The following is an 18,715-nucleotide window of genomic DNA, read 5'->3' as shown; positions in this document are numbered from 1 at the left end:
CGTCCACCGTACGTGGCACCACCGACATGCGGTCCCCCGGCCCGGGCCGTCGGCGCGACCGTCGGCCCGACCGTCGGCCCGACCGTCGGCAGGCAGCGGTCAGGCCGTCGTGCCCGCCGAGACCCGGAGGTCGACCTCGACGGTGGCCGAGGTCCGGACGATCTCGGCCAGCGCACGTGCCGTCGCGTCCAGCCCCAGCGCGGGCCCGGATGTCACCTGCGCCGGCAGCCGCGGGACGTGGACGAAGCCCGCCCGCAGACCCGCGGTGCGCTCCGCGAGGTGCATCAGAGCGTAGAAGGTCGCGTTGCAGACGTACGTGCCCGCGGTGGTACAGACCTCGACGGGCACCCCGGCGGCGCGCACCGCCACGGCGCACGCCTTGACCGGCAGGGTCGAGAAGAACGCGCTCGGGGCGCCGGCGATCACGGGGACGTCCACGGGTGCCGAGCCGTCGTCGTCCGGGATGCGCGCGTCGATGAGGTTGACCGCGACCCGCTCGAGCCCGACCGCGGACCGCCCGCCGGCCTCGCCGACGCACACGACGACGTCGGGCGCGAGCTCCGCGACAGCCGTGCGCAGCTCCTGCCGGGCTCGGCGGAACGACACGGGCAGCACGCGGACGACGAGCTCGACGTCGGGGTCGTCCCAGGCGGCACGGACGGCGTCGACCACCTCCCACGACGCGTTGACCGACTGCCCGTCGAACGGCGAGAAGCCCGTCAGGAGGACGCGGGTCACGGGGTCTCGGCCGCGATCTCGTCGGCACGCTCGACGGCGAGCCGGTCCCAGAGCTCGTCGACCTGGGCGCGCAGGTCGGCGTCGCTCCCGGTGCCGTCGAGGACGACGTCCGCGACCGCGAGCCGCGCCTCGTCGCTCGCCTGCGCGGCGACGCGCGCCTCGGCGTCGGCGCGCGTCATGCCGCGCAGCCGCACCAGGCGCTCGACCCGCAGGACGGCGGGCGCGTGCACGACGACGAGCACGTGGAACGCGTCCTGCTGCCCGGTCTCGACGAGCAGCGGGATGTCGTGGACGACGACGGCACCGTGGTCGGTCACGGCGGCGGCCGCCTCGCGCTCCGCGGACAGGCGGCGGACCACGGGGTGCACGATCGCGTCGAGCCGTGCGCGTGCGTCGTCGTCGGAGAACACGATCGACGCCAGCGCCGCCCGGTCCAGGCTCCCGTCCGCCGCGCGCACCCCGTCGCCGAACGCCTCGACCACCGCGTCGAGCCCGGCCGAGCCCGGCGCGACGGCCTCGCGGGCGAGCGCGTCGGAGTCGATCAGCACGGCCCCGAGCTCGGCGAGGCGCTGCGCCGCGACCGACTTGCCGGCCGCGATCCCTCCGGTGAGTCCGATGCGTTGCATCCGCCCATCCTGCCGGACCGTGGTGCCCTGCGCGCTGCCCCGCGGCGGCGGCTCAGCCGACGAAGAGGCAGAACGGGTGCCCCGCGGGGTCGGCGTAGACCCGCAGCGGCTCCTCCGGGTCGTCCGACCGGTCGTGGAGCAGCCGGGCGCCGAGCGCGAGCGCGCGTGCGTGCTGCGCGTCGAGGGCGGCCACGTCGGGCACGGTCGCGTCGAGGTGGAGCTGCTGCGGCACCGGACCCTCGGGCCAGGTGGCCGCCGGGAGCGAGGCGACCTGCTGGAACGCCAGCGGCACGCCGTCGCCGCCCCGCAGCACGAGCCAGTCCTCGCCCCGCGGGTCGGGCTCGCCCTGCGGCGGGGGCTCGTCGCCGTCGCGGTACCGGAGCCCGAACAGCCCGCGGTAGAACTCGGCGAGACCTCGTGCGTCCGTGGTGTCGAGCACGACCTGCCGGATCGTGGGAAGGGCGTCGTCCATCCTGGTCACCTCCTGTCGCCCAACGTGGACCGGGCTGCGCGAGGGCGCCACCGGAGAGGACGCTGGGACCGGGCACGCGGCGGGACGGACGATCGACTTACTGACCAGTCAGTAAGTCTGCGCTACCCTCTCCAGGAGGCACCACCGCGTCGCGTGCCCGCCGGCTCGAATCGATTCGCACCCGATACCGCCCCCGATACGCCCCGACGTCGCCGCCGCCGCGAGAGGAACCGCACGTGACCCTGCCCTACCTCGACCCGAGGCTGCCCGTCGCGGAGCGCGTCGCCGACCTCCTCGCACGCATGACCCTCGCCGAGAAGGTCGGCCAGATGCTGCAGCTCGACGCGCGCGAGGGCGTCCAGCACCTCATCGAGGACGTCCACGTCGGCTCGATCCTGCACGCGTCCCCGGAGCGGGTCCTGCAGGCGCACGACGCCACCGAGCACACCCGCCTGCGCATCCCCCTGCTCGTCGCGGAGGACTGCATCCACGGGCACTCCTTCTGGGAGGGCGCCACCATCTTCCCGACGCAGCTCGGCATGGCCGCCACCTGGGACTCCGCCCTCGTCGAGCAGGTCGCCCGGGTGACCGCCGTCGAGGTCGCCGCGACCGGCATCCACTGGACCTTCTCCCCCGTCCTGTGCATCACCCGGGACCTGCGCTGGGGCCGCGTCGACGAGACGTTCGGGGAGGACCCCCACCTCATCGGCGAGCTCGCGTCCGCGATGGTGCGCGGCTACCAGGGCGACGGGCTCGACGACCACACGGCCGTCCTCGCGACCGCCAAGCACTTCGCCGGGTACTCCGAGACGCAGGGCGGCCGCGACGCGAGCGAGGCCGACATCAGCCACCGCAAGCTGCGCTCCTGGTTCCTCCCCCCGTTCGAGCGCGTCGCCCGCGAGGGGTGCCGGACGTTCATGCTCGGCTACCAGTCGACCGACGGCGTGCCCATCACGATCAACGAGTGGCTCCTCACCGACGTCCTGCGCGGCGAGTGGGGCTACACCGGCACCCTCGTCACCGACTGGGACAACGTCGGCCGCATGGTCTGGGAGCAGCACATCCAGCCCGACCACGCCCACGCCGCGGCCGCCGCCGTCCGCGCCGGGAACGACATGGTCATGACGACGCCCCAGTTCTTCCAGGGCGCGCAGGACGCCGTCGCGCAGGGGCTCCTCGACGAGACCGCCCTCGACGCCGCCGTCGCGCGGATCCTCACGCTGAAGTTCGAGCTCGGGCTGTTCGAGGACCCGCGCCGGCCCGACGCCGCCCGCCAGGCCGAGGTCATCGCGGCCGACGCGCACGCCGCCCTGAACCTCGAGGTCGCCCGGCGCTCCCTCGTCCTGCTCACGAACGACGGCACCCTCCCGCTCGACGACACCACGCCGGCCCGTCCGCGCACGGTCGCCGTCGTCGGCCCCAACGCCGACGACCCGGAGACCCTGCTCGGCGACTGGGCCGGCAACTCGGGCCAGGCCGACTGGCTGCCCGACGGGCACCCGCGGGAGATGATCACCACCGTCCTCGACGGCTTCCGCGAGCAGGTGCCCGACGGCTGGACCGTGACGCACGCCCGCGGCGCCGACATCCTCACCCTCGCACCCGACCCCGAGGGCGAGTTCTTCCCGGACGGCCAGCCGCGCCCGCAGGTCGTCGTCCCCTCGCCCGCGGACGACGCGCTCATCGCCGAGGCCGTCTCCGCGGCGCGCGCCGCCGACCACGTCGTCGCCGTCGTCGGCGACCGCATCGAGCTCGTCGGCGAGGGCCGGTCCACCGCGACGCTCGAGCTCGTCGGCGGGCAGGCGGCGCTGCTCGACGCGCTCGCCGCGACCGGGACACCCATGACTGTCGTCGTCGTCGCGTCCAAGCCGCTCGTCCTGCCGGCGTCCGCGCTCGGTGCCGCCGCGATCGTGTGGGCCGCCAACCCCGGCATGCGCGGCGGGCAGGCCGTCGCCGAGCTCGTCCTCGGCCGCATCGAGCCGTCCGGCCGTCTGCCGATCTCGTTCGCCGCGCACGCCGGCCAGCAGCCCACGTACTACAACCAGATCCCCGGGCAGCACGGTGACCGGTACGCCGACCTCACGCAGCGGGTCCCGTTCGCGTTCGGTGAGGGCCTGAGCTACACGACCGTCTCGTACGAGGACCTCCGCGTGCTCACGCCCGTGCTCGGCCTCGACGGCACGGTTCGCGCCCAGGTCACCCTCCGCAACACCGGCGACCGGCCGGCCCGCGAGACCGTGCAGCTGTACGTGCACGACCTCGTCACGTCGGCGACGTGGGCCGCGAAGGAGCTCAAGGGCTACCAGCAGGTGGACCTCGCCGCAGGCGAGACCGCCACCGTCGACCTCGAGCTCGCCGTCGCGGACTGCACGATCGTCGACGCGCGGGGACGCCGCGTCGTCGAGCCCGGCGCCTTCGCGCTCCTCGTCGGTCCGTCGTCCCGCGACGAGGCCCTCCTGCGGGGGGACTTCACCGTCAAGGCCTGACGAGCCCGCCTGACGACCACGGCCGGCCCCCTCCCGCGCACGCAGGAGGAGGCCGGCCGTCGGCGTTCTCCCCCGACCGCACGGCCCGGCCTGCTGCCGGTCGGGGTTGCCCAGCCGCTACCGGCACGACTGTGGGACGCCGACGGGCCGGCCACCCGAAGGTGACCGGCCCGTCGTGATGCCTCCCGGGCGTACGCCCGGGTGCGATCAGTTGCCCGTGAGCTTCTCGCGCAGAGCGGCGAGCGCCTCGTCGGACGCGAGGGTGCCGGTGGCCTCCTCGGTCGAGGACGAGTACGTCGACGGAACGGCAGCGCTGCTGCTGCTCGCGCCGGCCTCGGCACCGCTCGCGGCCTCGGCGTCCGCCTTCGCGGCGTCGGCGACCTGCTTGCGGTGGGCCTCCCAGCGCTCGTGGGCCTGCGCGTACTGCGCCTCCCACACCTCGCGCTGAGCCTCGAAGCCCTCCAGCCACTCGTTCGTGGCCGGGTCGAAGCCCTCGGGGTACTTGTAGTTGCCGGCCTCGTCGTACTCCGCCGCCATGCCGTACAGCGCGGGGTCGAAGTCCTCGCTGGCCGGGTCGAAGCCCTCGTTCGCCTGCTTGAGCGACAGCGAGATGCGGCGACGCTCCAGGTCGATGTCGATGACCTTGACGAAGACGTCGTCGCCGACCTGGACGACCTGCTCCGGGATCTCGACGTGGCGCACGGCCAGCTCCGAGATGTGCACGAGGCCCTCGATGCCGTCCTCGACGCGCACGAACGCACCGAACGGAACCAGCTTGGTGACCTTGCCCGGGACGACCTGGCCGATGGCGTGCGTGCGGGCGAACGCCTGCCACGGGTCCTCCTGCGTCGCCTTCAGCGACAGGGAGACACGCTCGCGGTCGAAGTCGACGTCGAGCACCTCGACGGTGACCTCCTGGCCGACCTCGACGACCTCGGACGGGTGGTCGATGTGCTTCCAGGACAGCTCGGAGACGTGCACGAGCCCGTCCACGCCGCCCAGGTCCACGAACGCACCGAAGTTGACGATCGAGGACACGACACCGGGGCGGACCTGGCCCTTCTGCAGCGTCTGCAGGAAGGTGGAGCGCACCTCGGACTGCGTCTGCTCGAGCCAGGCACGGCGCGACAGGACCACGTTGTTGCGGTTCTTGTCGAGCTCGATGATCTTGGCCTCGATCTCCTTGCCGACGTACGGCTGGAGGTCGCGGACACGACGCATCTCGACGAGCGAGGCGGGCAGGAAGCCGCGCAGACCGATGTCGAGGATGAGGCCGCCCTTGACGACCTCGATGACGGTGCCGGTGACGACGCCGTCCTCCTCCTTGATCTTCTCGATCGTGCCCCACGCGCGCTCGTACTGCGCACGCTTCTTGGACAGGATCAGCCGGCCTTCCTTGTCCTCCTTCTGGAGGACGAGGGCCTCGACCTCGTCGCCGACCTTGACGACCTCACCGGGGTCCACGTCGTGCTTGATGGACAGCTCACGGGAGGGGATGACGCCCTCGGTCTTGTAACCGATGTCGAGCAGGACCTCGTCGCGGTCGACCTTGACGATGGTGCCCTCGACGATGTCGCCATCGTTGAAGTACTTGATGGTGGCGTCGATCGCGGCGAGGAAGTCCTCGGCCGAGCCGATGTCGTTGACCGCGACCTGCGGGGTTGCGGGCTTCGCGGGGGTGGAGATGCTCATGTAGGGATGGGCTCCGTTGCGGACATGGAAGTTGTGCGGACAGGGTTCGGGGCCGCAGGATGCGCCTCTGGACGAGTCCAGACCCTCCCGCCCATCCGTACCGGATGAACTGGGGGAAGGCGCGCGGCACCGCCGTCTACCCTATCTGGGTGACCTCGGGGCGGTCAAAGCGGTCCAGCCGCATCCTGGCCCCGGGGAGGACGACGGATCAGGCCAGGGCCCGCGCGACCGCGAGCAGGTCGTCGGGCACGTGCTTGACCTTCCCGGCGATCTCCGACAGCGGGACGAGCTCCACGCGCTCGCCGCGCAGCGCGGTCATCACGTTCGACTCGCCGCGGGCGACCGCGTCGATCGCCGCGACACCGAACCGCGACCCCAGGATCCGGTCGGTCGGCGTGGGGGTGCCGCCGCGCTGCACATGGCCGAGCACGGTCACCCGGGTGTCGAAGCCCGTGCGCTGCTCGATCTCGGCCTTGAGCCGCTCGCCGATCGCGCCGGCGACGATCTCGCCGAACTTCCCGACCTGCGTCTCGTAGTGCATCGCGGTCCCCTCGGCCGGCACCGCGCCCTCGGCCACGACGACGATGGAGAAGCTCGCGTGCGCGCGGTGCCGGTGCTTGAGGAAGCGCTCGATGCGGTCGATGTCGAAGGGCTCCTCCGGGGTGAGCACCAGCTCGGCACCGCCGGCGATCCCCGCGGTCGCCGCGATCCACCCGGCGTGCCGGCCCATGACCTCGACGATCATCACGCGGTTGTGGCTCTCCGCCGTGGTGTGGATCCGGTCGATGGCCTCGGTCGCGATGGTGACCGCCGTGTCGAAGCCGATCGACTGGTCGGTGCCCCACACGTCGTTGTCGATCGTCTTCGGGATCGCGACGATCCGGATCCCGGCCTCCGCGACCTTGCTGGCGGCGTGCAGCGTGCCGTCGCCGCCGATGCAGATGAGGGCCTCGATGCGCTCCGCCTCGAGCGTCGCCATCACCGCGTCGAGCCCGCCGTCGGACTTGTGGGGGTGGTACCGCGCCGTGCCGAGCAGCGTCCCGCCGACGGGCAGGACGTTGCGGATGTGCTGCCGGGTCATCGGCTCGGAGGCGCCGTCGACGACGCCGCGCCACCCGTTGCGGAACCCGATGATCGAGTGCCCGTACTCGCCCTCGCCGCGCTTGACGACCGCACGGATCGCCGCGTTGAGGCCCGGCACGTCGCCGCCACCGGTGAGCAGTCCGACTCGCACGCTTGCACTCCTTCGTCGTCTGGGGACCTGGTCGGAGCGCGTCGTCGGGCTGCCGTCCGGCCAAGCGTATCCACGCCGCTCGTCAGCATCCCATGCCTTCCGTCCCAGGTCAGGCGCGAGACTGGGTGCATGGCACCCGACGCGCCCGCACCCGACGACGACCCGCTCGCCGAGGCCGGCTACCTCGACGTCCCACCCGCCGAGGGCGGCAGCGCCGGTCGTGGCTGGTGGGACGCGAACGCCGAGGAGTACCTCGACGAGCACGGCACGTTCCTGGGACCCGACGACTTCTGCTGGTGCCCGGAAGGCGTGCGGGAGGCCGACGCCCACCTGCTCGGGGACCTCGCCGGAGCGCGGGTCCTCGAGATCGGCGCCGGCGCGGCGCAGTGCTCCCGGTGGCTCGTCGGGCAGGGCGTCGACGTCGTCGCGACCGACGTGTCGGCCGGCATGCTGCTGGCCGGCCGCCGCTACGACGAGCAGACCGGCGCCAGGACGCCCCTGGTGCTGGCCGACGCCCGGGCCCTGCCGTTCGCCGACGCGTCGTTCGACGTCGCGTTCACCGCCTTCGGCGCGATCCCCTTCGTGCCCGACGCGGACCGCGTCCACACCGAGGTCGCGCGGGTGCTGCGCCCGGGCGGGCGCTGGGTCCTGTCCGTGACCCACCCGGTGCGCTGGGCGTTCCCCGACGACCCGTCCGAGCACGGCCTGACGGCGACCCGCTCCTACTTCGACAGGCGGCCGTACGTGGAGCTCGGGACGTCCGGCCGCGTCCGGTACGCCGAGTACCACCGGACCATCGGGGACCACGTGGCCGACCTCGTCGGCGCGGGGTTCGTCATCGACCGCGTCGTCGAGCCGGAGTGGCCCGAGGGGCACGAGCGGACGTGGGGAGGCTGGAGCCCCGTGCGGGGCGCACTGATCCCCGGGACGGCGATCTTCGTGACGCACCGCGCCTGACCGCGGCACGCCGCAGGGCGGCTCGGCCGCCGGGGAACCCCGCCGGCCGAACCGCCCTGCTCGTTCGATCAGCTGTGGACGACGGCCTTCTCGGCGCCCGCGCCGGTCAGCGACCGCACCTCCATCTCCGCGAACTTCTCCGGGTGCGGCTTCTCCTTGCTCAGGTACGTCCCGAGGATCCCGAGCAGGAACGCGAGCGGGATCGTGATGAGGCCCGGGTTCTCGAGCGGGATCAGGTGGAAGTCGACGCTCGTGTCCTTGATCATCGACAGGCTCGCCCCCGTCTTCGGGTCGACCTTGCCCGACACGACCGGTGAGAACGTGATGAGCACCAGGCAGGAGATGAGCCCGCCGTACATGCTCCACAGGGCGCCCGACGTGTTGAACCTCTTCCAGAACAGCGAGTAGAGGATCGTCGGCAGGTTCGCGCTCGCCGCCACCGCGAACGCGAGGGCCACGAGGAACGCGACGTTCTGGCCGTTCGCGAACACGCCGCCGATGATCGCGAGGATGCCGATCGCGACGACCGTGATCCGGGCGACGCGCACCTCGCCGTCGGGCTTGACCTCACCGCGCTTGATGACGTTCGCGTAGATGTCGTGCGCGAACGACGTCGCGGCGGTGATCGTCAGCCCGGCCACCACGGCGAGGATCGTCGCGAACGCGACCGCCGAGATGATGCCGAGCAGGATCGTGCCGCCGAGCTCGTAGGCGAGCAGCGGCGCCGCCGAGTTGACGCCGCCGGGGGCCGCCGCGATCTTCTCCGGCCCGACCAGGGCACCCGCGCCGTAGCCGAGCACGAGCGTGAACAGGTAGAAGATCCCGATGAGCCAGATGGCCCAGACGACCGACCGGCGCGCCTCCTTCGCCGACGGCACCGTGTAGAAGCGCATCAGCACGTGCGGGAGTCCCGCGGTGCCGAGCACGAGGGCGAGCGCCAGGGACAGGAAGTTGAGCTGGCTCATCGAGGTCGCGCCGTACTGCTTGCCGGGGCCGAGCAGCGCCTCGCCGCCCTCACCCGCGGCGTCGACGGCGCCCTGGAGGAGGTCGGAGAAGTTGAACCCGTACTTCGACAGCACCCAGAGCGTCATGACGGCCGCGCCGAGGATCAGCAGGACCGCCTTGATGATCTGGACCCACGTCGTCCCCTTCATGCCGCCGATGAGGACGTACAGGATCATCAGCGCGCCGACGACCGCGATCACGAGGCCCTGCGCCTGGGTCCCGGTCACGCCGAGCAGCAGGGCGACGAGCCCGCCGGCGCCGGCCATCTGGGCGAGCAGGTAGAAGAACACGACCGTGAGGGTCGCCAGGGCGGCGGCCATCCGGACGGGGCGCTCCTTGAGCCGGAACGACAGCACGTCGGCCATCGTGAAACGGCCCGTGTTGCGCAGGAGCTCGGCGACCAGCAGGAGCGCGACGAGCCACGCGACGAGGAACCCGATCGAGTACAGGAAGCCGTCGTACCCGTTGATCGCGATGGCGCCGCAGATGCCGAGGAACGACGCCGCCGACAGGTAGTCGCCGGCGATCGCGGTGCCGTTCTGCGGGCCGGTGAACGACCGGCCCGCCGCGTAGTAGTCGGCCGCCGTCTTGTTGTTGCGCGACGCCCGGAACACGATCACGAGCGTCACGAGCACGAAGCCCGAGAAGATCGCGATGTTGACCCACGGCTCGCCGATCTGCTCGGTCTCCGCGGTCGCGGCCCGGACCGCGGTGGCGAGGGCGCTCACAGGGCCTCACCGCCCTCGAGCGCGCCGTCCTCGATGTGCCGGCGGAGCCGCTCGGCGACCGGGTCCTGCCGGTTGTTGGCCCAGCGGGCGTAGACCATCGTGATGACGAAGGTCGAGACGAACTGCCCGAGGCCGAACAGGAGGCCGACGGTGATGTTGCCCCACACCTTCGTCGACATGAAGTCGTGCGCGTAGTCCGCCAGCAGGACGTAGACGAAGTACCACACCAGGAACAGGGCGGTCATCGGGAAGACGAAGCGACGGAACCGGCTCCGCAGGGCCTGGAACTCGTCGCTTCGCTGGACTCGCTGGTAGTCGGTCTCTCGTGGACTTTCGAACGTGTCTGTCACGTACGCCTCCCAAGTGACGGGACTGCGTGGCGTCGTTGCCACTCGCGGAGAGTGTGGCGCAGATCACTGGGTGAAGTACACGAAATCTTTCGACATGTCACACGAAAGTTCGACGAGTCGGACTCGCAGGTCAGTGCCCCGCTTCGTGCCAGCTCGCCCCGGCACCGACCGAGACGTCGAGCGGCACGTCCAGGGGGCCGTCGGTCGCGGCGTCCCCCGCCGCGCCCATCTGCTCCCGGACCACCTGCTCCACCTCGTCGCGCTCTCCCGCGGCCACCTCGAGGACGAGCTCGTCGTGCACCTGCAGCAGAAGCCGCGACGTGAGGCCCCGGCGGGCCAGCTCACGGTCGACCCCGAGCATCGACACCTTGATCAGGTCCGCGGCGCTGCCCTGGATCGGCGCGTTGAGGGCCATCCGCTCGGCCGCCTCCCGGCGCTGGCGGTGGTCGCTCGTGAGGTCCGGCAGGTACCGGCGCCGGCCGAGGATCGTCTGCGTGTAGCCCGTCGCCCGTGCCACGTCGACGACCCCGGTCAGGTAGTCGCGCACGCCACCGAACCGCGAGAAGTAGTCCTGCATGAGGGCCGACGCCTCGGACACCTCGATGGACAGCTGCTGCGAGAGCCCGTAGGCCGAGAGCCCGTACGCCAGGCCGTACGACATCGCCTTGATCTTCGACCGCATCGCGGGCGTGACCTCGTCGGTCGGCACCCCGAACACCCGCGAGCCGACGTAGCTGTGCAGGTCCTCACCCGACCGGAACGCCGCGATGAGCCCCTCGTCGCCCGACAGGTGCGCCATGATCCGCATCTCGATCTGCGAGTAGTCCGCCGTCAGCAGCGTCTCGAAGCCGTCACCCACCACGAACGCCCGGCGGATCTGGCGTCCCGCCTCCGTCCGGATCGGGATGTTCTGCAGGTTCGGGTCGGCCGACGACAGCCGGCCGGTCGCCGCGATCGTCTGCTGGAACGTGGTGTGGATCCGGCCGTCCGGCGCGATCGAGCGCAGCAGCCCCTCGACCGTCTGCCGCAACCGGATCGCGTCGCGGTGCGCGAGCAGGTGCTCCAGGAACGGGTGCTGCGTCCGCTCGAACAGGTCCGTCAGCGCGGCGGCGTCCGTCGTGTAGCCGGTCTTGATCTTCTTCGTCTTGGGCATGCCCAGCTGGTCGAAGAGCACCTCCTGGAGCTGCTTCGGCGAGCCGAGGTTCACCTCCCGGCCGATCACCGCGTACGCGTCGGCGGCCGCCTCCTGGACCTGCGCGTCGAACGAGCGCTCCAGCCCCGCGAGGTAGCCCGAGTCGATCGCGATGCCGGTGCGCTCCATCCGCCCGAGCACGTCGACGAGCGGGAGCTCGAGGTCCGTGAGCAGGTGCGCCGCGCCACGGTCGGCGAGCTCGCCCGCGAGCACGTCGGACAGGTCGCGCACCGCCGCCGCACGGACCGCCGCCCGGCGGCCCTCGTCGGTGCCGTCGAGCTCCAGGTCGAACGCGCCCTGCCCGTCGGCGGTCGCGTCGTCGGCGCCGAGCTCGCGGTGCAGGTAGCCGATCGCGAGGTCCGCCAGGTCGTAGGCGCGCCGGTCCGGCTGGCACAGGTAGGCCGCGAGCTCGGTGTCGAACCCGACGCCGGTGATCGGCAGACCGCGTCCGGCGAGCGCGTGCCACGCCTCCTTGGCCGCGTGCACGACCTTCGGCGCCGCCGGGTCTGCGAGCCACGCCGCGAGGGCCAGCTCGTCGGCCGGGGCGATCTCCTGCAGGTCGAAGACCGCCGCCTGGCCCGACGCGTCCGCCAGGGCGACACCCCACGCGTCGCCGCCCGCCGGCGCCCCCGACCCTCGCACGTCCAGCCCGAGCGGCTGGCCGGACCGGGCGGCGAGCCATCCGCCGAGCTCGCCCGCGCCCATCGTCGCCACGTCCAGCGCCGCGGCGGCGACCGCGGCCGGGGCCGCGCCGCCCTCGTCCGGGAGCATCGCGAACAGACGGTCCCGCAGGGTGCGGAACTCGAGCTCGTCGAGGATCGTGTGCAGCTCCTGGCGGTCCCAGGGCCTGGCCGCGAGGTCCTCGGGGCCGAGCGGCAGCTCCAGGTCGTCCACGAGCCGGTTGAGCCGACGGTTGAGCTGCACCTGCTCGAGGTTCTCGCGCAGCGCCTCACCGGCCTTGCCCGAGACCTGGGCGGCGTGGGCGACGACGCCCTCGAGACCGTCGTACGTGGCGATCCACTTCGCGGCCGTCTTCGGGCCGACACCGGGGATCCCCGGCAGGTTGTCGCTCGACTCGCCCACAAGCGCGGCCAGGTCGGGGTACCGCTGCGGGGGCACGCCGTACTTCGCCTCGACCGCCGAGGGCGTCATCCGCGCCATCTCCGAGACGCCCTTGACCGGGTACAGCACCGTGACCGACTCGTTGACCAGCTGGAACGAGTCCCGGTCGCCGGAGCAGATGAGCACCTCCATGCCCTGCGTGCTGGCCTGGGAGGAGAGCGTGGCGAGGATGTCGTCCGCCTCGAACGACGGCTTCTCGAGCACCTGGATGTGCATCGTCTCGAGCACCCGCTTGATCACGGCGACCTGCCCCTTGAACGGCTCGGGGGTCGCGTTGCGGTTGCCCTTGTACGCCTCGTACTGCTCGGTCCGGAACGTGGTCCGGCCGACGTCGAACGCGACGGCGACGTGCGTCGGGGTCTCGTCGCGCAGGAGGTTCGCGAGCATCGACACGAAGCCGAACACCGCGTTCGTGGGCTCCCCCGTGGAGGTCGCGAACTTGTCGACGGGAAGCGCGAAGTACGCCCGGTAGGCCATGGAGTGGCCGTCGATCAGGAGGAGCCGGGCAGGGGCGGCTGGCTGTGCGTCGCTCACGGGTGCCAACCTATCTGCCATGTCCGACACCCTTGACGCGCTCGCCGCCATGCCGTCCACCGCCGGCACCCTGCTCGCCCGGATGGGCATCGAGGTCGTCGAGCTCGCGGCCGACCGCGCCGTCGGCACCATGCCGGTCGCCGGGAACACGCAGCCGTTCGGTCTCCTGCACGGCGGCGCGTCCGCGGTGCTGGCCGAGACCCTGGGCTCCTACGCCGCGCAGGTGCACGCCGGTCCGGGCCGCGCCGCCGTCGGCATCGAGCTCAGCGCGACGCACCACCGTGCGGCCCGGTCCGGCACCGTCACCGGGACGGCGACCGCGCTGCACCTCGGGTCGACGCTCGTCAGCTACCAGGTCGTCGTCGAGGACGAGGACGGTCGGCGGCTCTGCACCGCGCGGCTCACCTGCATGTTGATCGACGCCCGCGCCTGAGCCGCCGTGTCCGCGGCGGACGCGTCGTCCTGCCGGCGCCGACCCTCACGGACCTGACGGCGCCGCGCGATGAGGTCCTCGAGCCCGCGCGGACCCGTGCGGCGCACCGCGGGGGTGAGCGACGCGGGCCCCACCTCGTGGGTGAGACGACGCTGCAGGACGGCCGTCGTGACGACCCGGTGCGCGGCCGCGGGAGCGAACCCGAGCCGCGCGAGGAACCGCTGCATGCCCCGGGCCCCCGGCAGCGGCGACGAGTACAGCTCCGTGGCACCGTTCTGCTCCGCGAGCAGAACAGCCCGGGACAGCAGCGCGTGCCCCAGCCCACGGCGCCGCGCGTCCGGTACGACGAACACGGCCTCGAGGTTGAGGCTCGACAGGTCCGTGAACGGGCCCGGTCCGACGAGCCGCGCCAGCAGGAGCCCGGCAGGCTGGTCGTCCACCGTGCCGATCAGGACCTCGCCACCGGGGACCGCGAGCAGCGCCCCGAGCTGGGAGCGCAACCGCTCGGCGTCCTCCGTGCAGAGCTGGGACCCCACGCCCGCCTCGGCCCGCGCGGCCAGGCACAGGCCGACCAGGTCCTCGAGGTCGTCGGGGCGAGCACTGCGGACGTGGACTCCAGGGCGCACGGCGACGAGCCTCCAGACGGGACGAGGGGGATCCGGTCAGGCAGGCGCCGCATCTGCCCACGACGGCGCTGACGTCGATCATGGCGCAGGGTGCACCGGCGTGCCTAGTCCCCGAGGTCCCGGATGCCCAGATTTCCTGGACGATCGACCAGTTTGCGGGCGGTGGACGTGTCACCCGTCTGCCCCGTTCGTGCGTGGCGCTCGCTTTGACGTAATGAACAGGACACAATCCGTGCCTATCGTCCTGCCACCCGGCGGACCCGCACCGAGCCCGGCAGTGCCGCCGAGCCCAGTGACAACGCTCCAGACGAACGACGTACGGAGGATCCAGGTGCGAGATGTCGCCACCGTGGACCGTTCCCCCACCACCGCACCCACCCGGTCGCCGTGGCGGAGGACGAGGGCACGGACGGCTCTGGCCGTCCTCGTCCTCAGTGTCACCACCCTGCTCGGTGCCGCTCCGGCGCACGCCGCTGCCGAAGCCACCTGCGTCGCGGACGTCGCGACCGGGTGCATCAACGGGACCATCAGGACGAGCGAACGCGAGCCCGCCCCCGGCGTGAGCCTGGAGGTCGCGGGCGCCGGCACCACCGTCACCGTCGTCACCGACGCCGAGGGCAAGTGGGCCGTCCCCGTCACCGTGGCCGGCCCGTACACGGTGAAGGTCGACCCCGCGACCCTCCCCGAGGGCGACGTGCTGCGCGACCCGTCCGCGAACCCGAGGACCGTCAACGCCCTGCTGGGGCAGGCCGTCGGTGCGCTCTTCCCGCTCGTGGCCGCGGACGGCTCCGGCGCCGCCCCGACACCAGGTGCGACAGGCGCTCCGGGAGCCGGCAACGGCGAGGTGGGCACCCCGACGAACTCGCAGCAGGACACCGGCTTCAGCTGGGACCGGCTCGCGCAGCAGACCGTCAGCGGGCTGATCTTCGGCATCCTGCTCGCGCTAGCGTCCGTCGGCCTCTCGCTCATCTACGGCACCACCGGGCTGAGCAACTTCGCGCACGGCGAGCAGGTGACCCTCGGCGGCATCCTCGCGTACGTCGGCTGCCAGCTCCTCGGCCTGCCCCTGGTCCTGTCGGGCGTGCTCGCCGTGATCGCCGGGGCCGCGAGCGGGTACCTGCAGGACGCCGGCATCTGGCACCCGCTGCGGCGCCGGCGCGTCGGCACCACGCAGCAGATGATCGTGACGATCGGCCTGTCGATGGCGCTGCAGTACACGTACCAGTTCTTCTTCGGCGGTGGCTCGCTGCGCATCGTCACGACGAACCCGACGACGCTCACGTTCGGGCCCGTCCGCGTCACCGTGACGTCGCTCGTGTCCGTGGCGATCGCCGCCCTCGTGCTCGGCGGCGTCGCGTACTTCCTGCTCGGCACCCGGGTGGGGCGCGCGACCCGTGCGGTGTCCGACAACCCCGCCCTGGCGGCCGCGTCCGGCATCGGCGTCGAGCGGATCATCCGCCTCGTGTGGGTGCTCGGAGCCGCGCTGGCCGCCCTCGGCGGCGTGCTGATGGGCCTGTACCTCAACGCGACGAGCTGGAGCATGGGCGCCGCGCTCCTGCTCCTGATGTTCGCCGCGGTGACGCTCGGTGGCCTCGGGGCTGCGTTCGGCGCCCTGGTCGGCTCGATCGTCATCGGCGTCGTCGTCGAGGTCGCCAACCTGTTCATCCCGAGCGACATGCGCTACGCCGCAGCACTGCTCATCCTCATCGTCGTGCTGCTGGTGCGGCCCCAGGGCATCCTGGGCCGGGCCGAGCGGATCGGTTAAGGAGCCGTCATGGACTGGAACAACATCCTGACGAACGTCGCCGGGGAGTTCTTCGCCCCGACCACAGCCGCGTACGCGCTCGCCGCGATCGGCCTCAACATCCACTTCGGCCTCACGGGCCTCATCAACATGGGCCAGGCCGGCTTCATGCTGCTGGGGGCCTACGGGTTCGCGATCTCGACGATCGCGGGCTGGCCGCTGTGGGCCGCCATGCTCGTCGCCGTCGCGTGCGCCGCGGTCTTCGGCCTCATCCTCGGCATCCCCACGCTCAAGCTGAGGGGCGACTACCTCGCGATCGTCACGATCGCCGCGGCCGAGATCGTCCGGCTCATCGGCCGCTCCACGGCGCTCACCGAGCTCACCGGTGCGTCGTCGGGCCTGCGGGGCAACGACTACAAGCACACGTTCCAGGACTCCTCGCCGTTCGGCGACGGCAACTTCCAGCTCGGCCCGTTCGACTACTCGATGAGCGCGTCGAACAGCTGGTGGGTCCGGATCGTCGGCTGGACGGTCGTCGGGCTCGCGTGCCTCCTCGTGTGGCTGCTCATCCGGTCACCCTGGGGCCGCGTGCTCAAGGGCATCCGGGAGGACGAGGACGCCGTGCGCTCGCTCGGCAAGAACGTCTACTCGTACAAGATGCAGGCGCTCATCCTCGGCGGGTGCATCGGTGCGCTGGCGGGCATCCTCTACGTCCTGCCACGCGCCGTGCAGCCCGACTCGATGGGCCGGCCCATGACGTTCTTCGTCTGGACGATCCTGCTGCTCGGCGGTGCCGCGACGGTGTTCGGGCCCGTGCTCGGGTCGATCATCTTCTGGGCGAGCCTCATGCTCATCAAGTCGGTCATGCGCGCCGGGGTCCCCGACAGCATCATGCGGACCGAGCAGATCGAGCAGTTCGGCTGGATCGTCGTCGGCGTCACGCTGATGCTGCTGATCATCTTCCGGCCGCAAGGCATCCTCGGCGACAAGAAGGAGCTGGCGATCGATGTCCGCTGACCAGCCCACCACCACGATCGCCAGCCGCCGGGCCGAGGTCGCCGCAGCGCTCGCCGACGTGGCCCGCACGCCCGGCGCGGCCAAGCCCGACCCGATCGTCGTGGCCGACCACGTCACCCGGCACTTCGGGGGCATGACAGCCGTCGACGTCGACCACCTCGAGGTCCAGCGCGGCGCCATCACCGCCCTCATCGGACCGAACGGCGCCGGCAAGACGACGCTGTTCAACCTGCTCACCGGCTTCGACCGGCCCAGCACCGGCGAGTGGACGTTCGAGGGGCGCTCGTTGCACGGCGTGGCAGCAGCCCGCGTCGCACGGTCCGGCATGGTGCGGACCTTCCAGCTGACGAAGGCGCTCAGCCGCATGACGGTCATCGAGAACATGCGGCTCGGCGCCCCCGACCAGCCCGGCGAGCGGCTCGTCACGGCCCTCGTGCCGGCGATGTGGCGGCCCCGGGAGAAGGCGATCACCGAGCAGGCCGAGGAGCTCCTCGAACGGTTCAAGCTCGACACGAAGCGCGACGACTTCGCGGGCAGCCTCTCCGGCGGTCAGCGCAAGCTGCTCGAGATGGCCCGCGCCCTCATGAGCTCCCCGAAGATGCTCATGCTCGACGAGCCGATGGCCGGCGTGAACCCGGCGCTCACCCAGTCGCTGCTCGGGCACATCGAGTCGCTGCGCGACGAGGGCACCACGGTGCTGTTCGTCGAGCACGACATGCACATGGTCCGGCACATCTCCGACTGGGTCGTCGTCATGGCGGAGGGCCGGATCGTCGCCGAAGGGCCGCCCGAGTCCGTCATGCAGGACCAGGCCGTCGTCGACGCCTACCTCGGCAAGCACCACGACACCGACCTCGGCGACGACAGCCTGCTGAGCGACGAGGTCACGGAGCAGCTCGAGGCCGAGGTCCGCGCCGAGGAAGACACCCGCACGGAGGAGACCCGATGAGCACCACCGCCGTCGACACCGGCGACGCCGCCAGCGTCCACCGGGGCGCACCCGCCGGGGAGCCCCTGCTCGACGCCCGCGACGTGATCGCCGGCTACATCCCGGGCGTCGACATCCTCAACGGCTGCAACCTCGTGGTGCACCCCGGGGAGCTCGTCGGGATCATCGGGCCGAACGGCGCGGGCAAGTCCACGCTGCTCAAGGCCCTGTTCGGGCTCGTGACGATCCGGTCGGGCACCGTGACGCTCCAGGGCGAGAACATCACCCACCAGCGCGCCGACGCCCTCGTGCGCCGCGGCGTGGGCTTCGTCCCGCAGACGAACAACGTGTTCCCGTCGCTGAGCATCGAGGAGAACCTGCAGATGGGGCTGTTCCAGGCCCCGAAGAAGTTCGACGAGCGGTTCGCGTTCATCGTCGACCTGTTCCCGACGCTCGGTGAGCGGCGCAAGCAGCGTGCCGGGTCCCTGTCGGGCGGCGAGAGGCAGATGGTCGCGATGGCCCGCGCGCTCATGATGGAGCCGTCGGTGCTGCTCCTCGACGAGCCGTCGGCCGGGCTGTCGCCCGTGCGGCAGGACGAGACGTTCATCCGGACCCGGAAGATCAACAAGGCCGGCGTCTCGATCGTCATCGTCGAGCAGAACGCCCGCCGGGCCCTGCAGATCTGCGACCGGGCCTACGTGCTCGACCAGGGCCGCAACGCCTACTCGGGCCCGGGCCGCGAGCTCATGCACGACCCGAAGGTCATCGAGCTGTACCTCGGGACGCTCGCGACGGACGTCGAGGAGGCGCACCGCCCCCCGGCGCAGTGAC

The 18,715-nt window shown here is 72.0% G+C and carries 16 protein-coding genes; 7 read left to right on the top strand and 9 right to left on the bottom strand.

Annotated elements, in window-relative coordinates; translation table 11 throughout:
• Nucleotides 1-99: 99 nt before the first annotated feature.
• The 3 genes from pcp to Cch01nite_RS20475 are packed head-to-tail and all read right to left on the bottom strand — an operon-like array spanning nt 100 to nt 1,836.
• Nucleotides 100-738, bottom strand: a complete 639-nt coding sequence (pcp, locus tag Cch01nite_RS20485; protein WP_203758360.1) for a pyroglutamyl-peptidase I — start codon at nt 736-738, stop codon at nt 100-102.
• Nucleotides 735-1,364 carry a dephospho-CoA kinase gene (coaE, locus tag Cch01nite_RS20480; RefSeq protein ID WP_203758359.1) on the bottom strand — a complete coding sequence of 210 codons (630 nt, stop codon included), beginning with the start codon at nt 1,362-1,364 and terminating at the stop codon, nt 735-737. Before coaE ends, pcp begins: the two co-directional genes overlap by 4 nt.
• Nucleotides 1,365-1,416: 52 nt before the next feature.
• Complete coding sequence (locus Cch01nite_RS20475; protein WP_203758358.1) at nt 1,417-1,836, bottom strand: VOC family protein; 420 nt, start codon at nt 1,834-1,836, stop codon at nt 1,417-1,419.
• 236 nt (nt 1,837-2,072) lie between these two features.
• Here Cch01nite_RS20475 and Cch01nite_RS20470 point away from each other — a divergent pair, with 236 nt between their 5' ends.
• Nucleotides 2,073-4,322 (top strand): exo-beta-d-1,3/1,6-glucosidase, encoded by a 2,250-nt coding sequence (locus Cch01nite_RS20470; RefSeq protein WP_239071155.1) that lies wholly within the window; start codon nt 2,073-2,075, stop codon nt 4,320-4,322.
• Nucleotides 4,323-4,529: 207 nt separating this feature from the next.
• Here Cch01nite_RS20470 and rpsA read toward each other — a convergent pair whose 3' ends face one another.
• Together rpsA and Cch01nite_RS20460 are read right to left on the bottom strand one after the other, a co-directional pair.
• A complete protein-coding gene (rpsA, locus tag Cch01nite_RS20465; RefSeq protein WP_203758357.1) occupies nt 4,530-6,014 on the bottom strand; it encodes a 30S ribosomal protein S1 in 1,485 nt (494 codons plus the stop codon).
• Nucleotides 6,015-6,222: 208 nt separating this feature from the next.
• Nucleotides 6,223-7,248: a 6-phosphofructokinase gene (locus tag Cch01nite_RS20460; RefSeq protein WP_203758356.1), complete on the bottom strand. Its 1,026-nt coding sequence runs from the start codon at nt 7,246-7,248 to the stop codon at nt 6,223-6,225.
• A gap of 129 nt (nt 7,249-7,377) precedes the next feature.
• On the opposite strand from Cch01nite_RS20460, the gene Cch01nite_RS20455 reads away from it, so the two are divergent.
• The gene (locus Cch01nite_RS20455) at nt 7,378-8,205 is read left to right on the top strand and encodes a class I SAM-dependent methyltransferase (RefSeq protein WP_203758355.1); all 828 of its coding nucleotides are present in this window, start codon (nt 7,378-7,380) and stop codon (nt 8,203-8,205) included.
• A gap of 68 nt (nt 8,206-8,273) precedes the next feature.
• Here Cch01nite_RS20455 and Cch01nite_RS20450 read toward each other — a convergent pair whose 3' ends face one another.
• The 3 genes from Cch01nite_RS20450 to polA form a co-directional block, all read right to left on the bottom strand.
• On the bottom strand, nt 8,274-9,938 hold the full coding sequence (locus tag Cch01nite_RS20450) for a monocarboxylic acid transporter (protein WP_203758354.1): 1,665 nt from the start codon (nt 9,936-9,938) through the stop codon (nt 8,274-8,276).
• Complete coding sequence (locus Cch01nite_RS20445; protein ID WP_203758353.1) at nt 9,935-10,288, bottom strand: DUF485 domain-containing protein; 354 nt, start codon at nt 10,286-10,288, stop codon at nt 9,935-9,937. The genes Cch01nite_RS20450 and Cch01nite_RS20445 overlap by 4 nt, the downstream gene beginning before the upstream one ends.
• A gap of 130 nt (nt 10,289-10,418) precedes the next feature.
• Complete coding sequence (gene polA, locus Cch01nite_RS20440; protein ID WP_203758352.1) at nt 10,419-13,157, bottom strand: DNA polymerase I; 2,739 nt, start codon at nt 13,155-13,157, stop codon at nt 10,419-10,421.
• Here polA and Cch01nite_RS20435 point away from each other — a divergent pair.
• Nucleotides 13,156-13,569 carry a hotdog fold thioesterase gene (locus tag Cch01nite_RS20435; RefSeq protein ID WP_203758351.1) on the top strand — a complete coding sequence of 138 codons (414 nt, stop codon included), beginning with the start codon at nt 13,156-13,158 and terminating at the stop codon, nt 13,567-13,569. The two genes, polA and Cch01nite_RS20435, sit on opposite strands and share 2 nt — an antisense overlap.
• On the opposite strand, the gene Cch01nite_RS20430 is transcribed toward Cch01nite_RS20435, so the two are convergent.
• Entirely contained in the window at nt 13,485-14,195 is a 711-nt protein-coding gene (locus tag Cch01nite_RS20430) for a GNAT family N-acetyltransferase (RefSeq protein WP_203758350.1), read from the bottom strand. The two genes, Cch01nite_RS20435 and Cch01nite_RS20430, sit on opposite strands and share 85 nt — an antisense overlap.
• 349 nt (nt 14,196-14,544) lie before the next feature.
• Here Cch01nite_RS20430 and Cch01nite_RS20425 point away from each other — a divergent pair, with 349 nt between their 5' ends.
• From Cch01nite_RS20425 to Cch01nite_RS20410, 4 genes are read left to right on the top strand one after another with little or no spacing between them, the layout of a single operon-like run.
• Nucleotides 14,545-15,960 (top strand): branched-chain amino acid ABC transporter permease, encoded by a 1,416-nt coding sequence (locus Cch01nite_RS20425; RefSeq protein ID WP_239071154.1) that lies wholly within the window; start codon nt 14,545-14,547, stop codon nt 15,958-15,960.
• Between the two features lie 9 nt (nt 15,961-15,969).
• Nucleotides 15,970-16,956 (top strand): branched-chain amino acid ABC transporter permease, encoded by a 987-nt coding sequence (locus Cch01nite_RS20420; protein ID WP_203758348.1) that lies wholly within the window; start codon nt 15,970-15,972, stop codon nt 16,954-16,956.
• Nucleotides 16,946-17,905: an ABC transporter ATP-binding protein gene (locus tag Cch01nite_RS20415; RefSeq protein ID WP_203758347.1), complete on the top strand. Its 960-nt coding sequence runs from the start codon at nt 16,946-16,948 to the stop codon at nt 17,903-17,905. The genes Cch01nite_RS20420 and Cch01nite_RS20415 overlap by 11 nt, the downstream gene beginning before the upstream one ends.
• On the top strand, nt 17,902-18,714 hold the full coding sequence (locus Cch01nite_RS20410; protein ID WP_203758346.1) for an ABC transporter ATP-binding protein: 813 nt from the start codon (nt 17,902-17,904) through the stop codon (nt 18,712-18,714). The genes Cch01nite_RS20415 and Cch01nite_RS20410 overlap by 4 nt, the downstream gene beginning before the upstream one ends.
• The last annotated feature ends 1 nt before the right edge of the window (nt 18,715 follow it).

Origin of the sequence: Cellulomonas chitinilytica (assembly GCF_016862675.1) — a bacterium.
Classification (GTDB): Bacteria; Actinomycetota; Actinomycetes; order Actinomycetales; family Cellulomonadaceae; genus Cellulomonas; species Cellulomonas chitinilytica.
This window is presented reverse-complemented; position numbering and strand designations above follow the sequence as displayed.

Coding starts and splice junctions, on each gene's coding strand:
- Cch01nite_RS20455 (WP_203758355.1), top strand. CDS start 7,378: ATGGCACCCGACGCGCCCGCACCCGACGACGACCCGCTCGCCGAGGCC.
- Cch01nite_RS20415 (WP_203758347.1), top strand. CDS start 16,946: ATGTCCGCTGACCAGCCCACCACCACGATCGCCAGCCGCCGGGCCGAG.
- Cch01nite_RS20435 (WP_203758351.1), top strand. CDS start 13,156: ATGTCCGACACCCTTGACGCGCTCGCCGCCATGCCGTCCACCGCCGGC.
- rpsA (WP_203758357.1), bottom strand. CDS start 6,014: ATGAGCATCTCCACCCCCGCGAAGCCCGCAACCCCGCAGGTCGCGGTC.
- Cch01nite_RS20420 (WP_203758348.1), top strand. CDS start 15,970: ATGGACTGGAACAACATCCTGACGAACGTCGCCGGGGAGTTCTTCGCC.
- Cch01nite_RS20410 (WP_203758346.1), top strand. CDS start 17,902: ATGAGCACCACCGCCGTCGACACCGGCGACGCCGCCAGCGTCCACCGG.
- polA (WP_203758352.1), bottom strand. CDS start 13,157: ATGGCAGATAGGTTGGCACCCGTGAGCGACGCACAGCCAGCCGCCCCT.
- coaE (WP_203758359.1), bottom strand. CDS start 1,364: ATGCAACGCATCGGACTCACCGGAGGGATCGCGGCCGGCAAGTCGGTC.
- Cch01nite_RS20475 (WP_203758358.1), bottom strand. CDS start 1,836: ATGGACGACGCCCTTCCCACGATCCGGCAGGTCGTGCTCGACACCACG.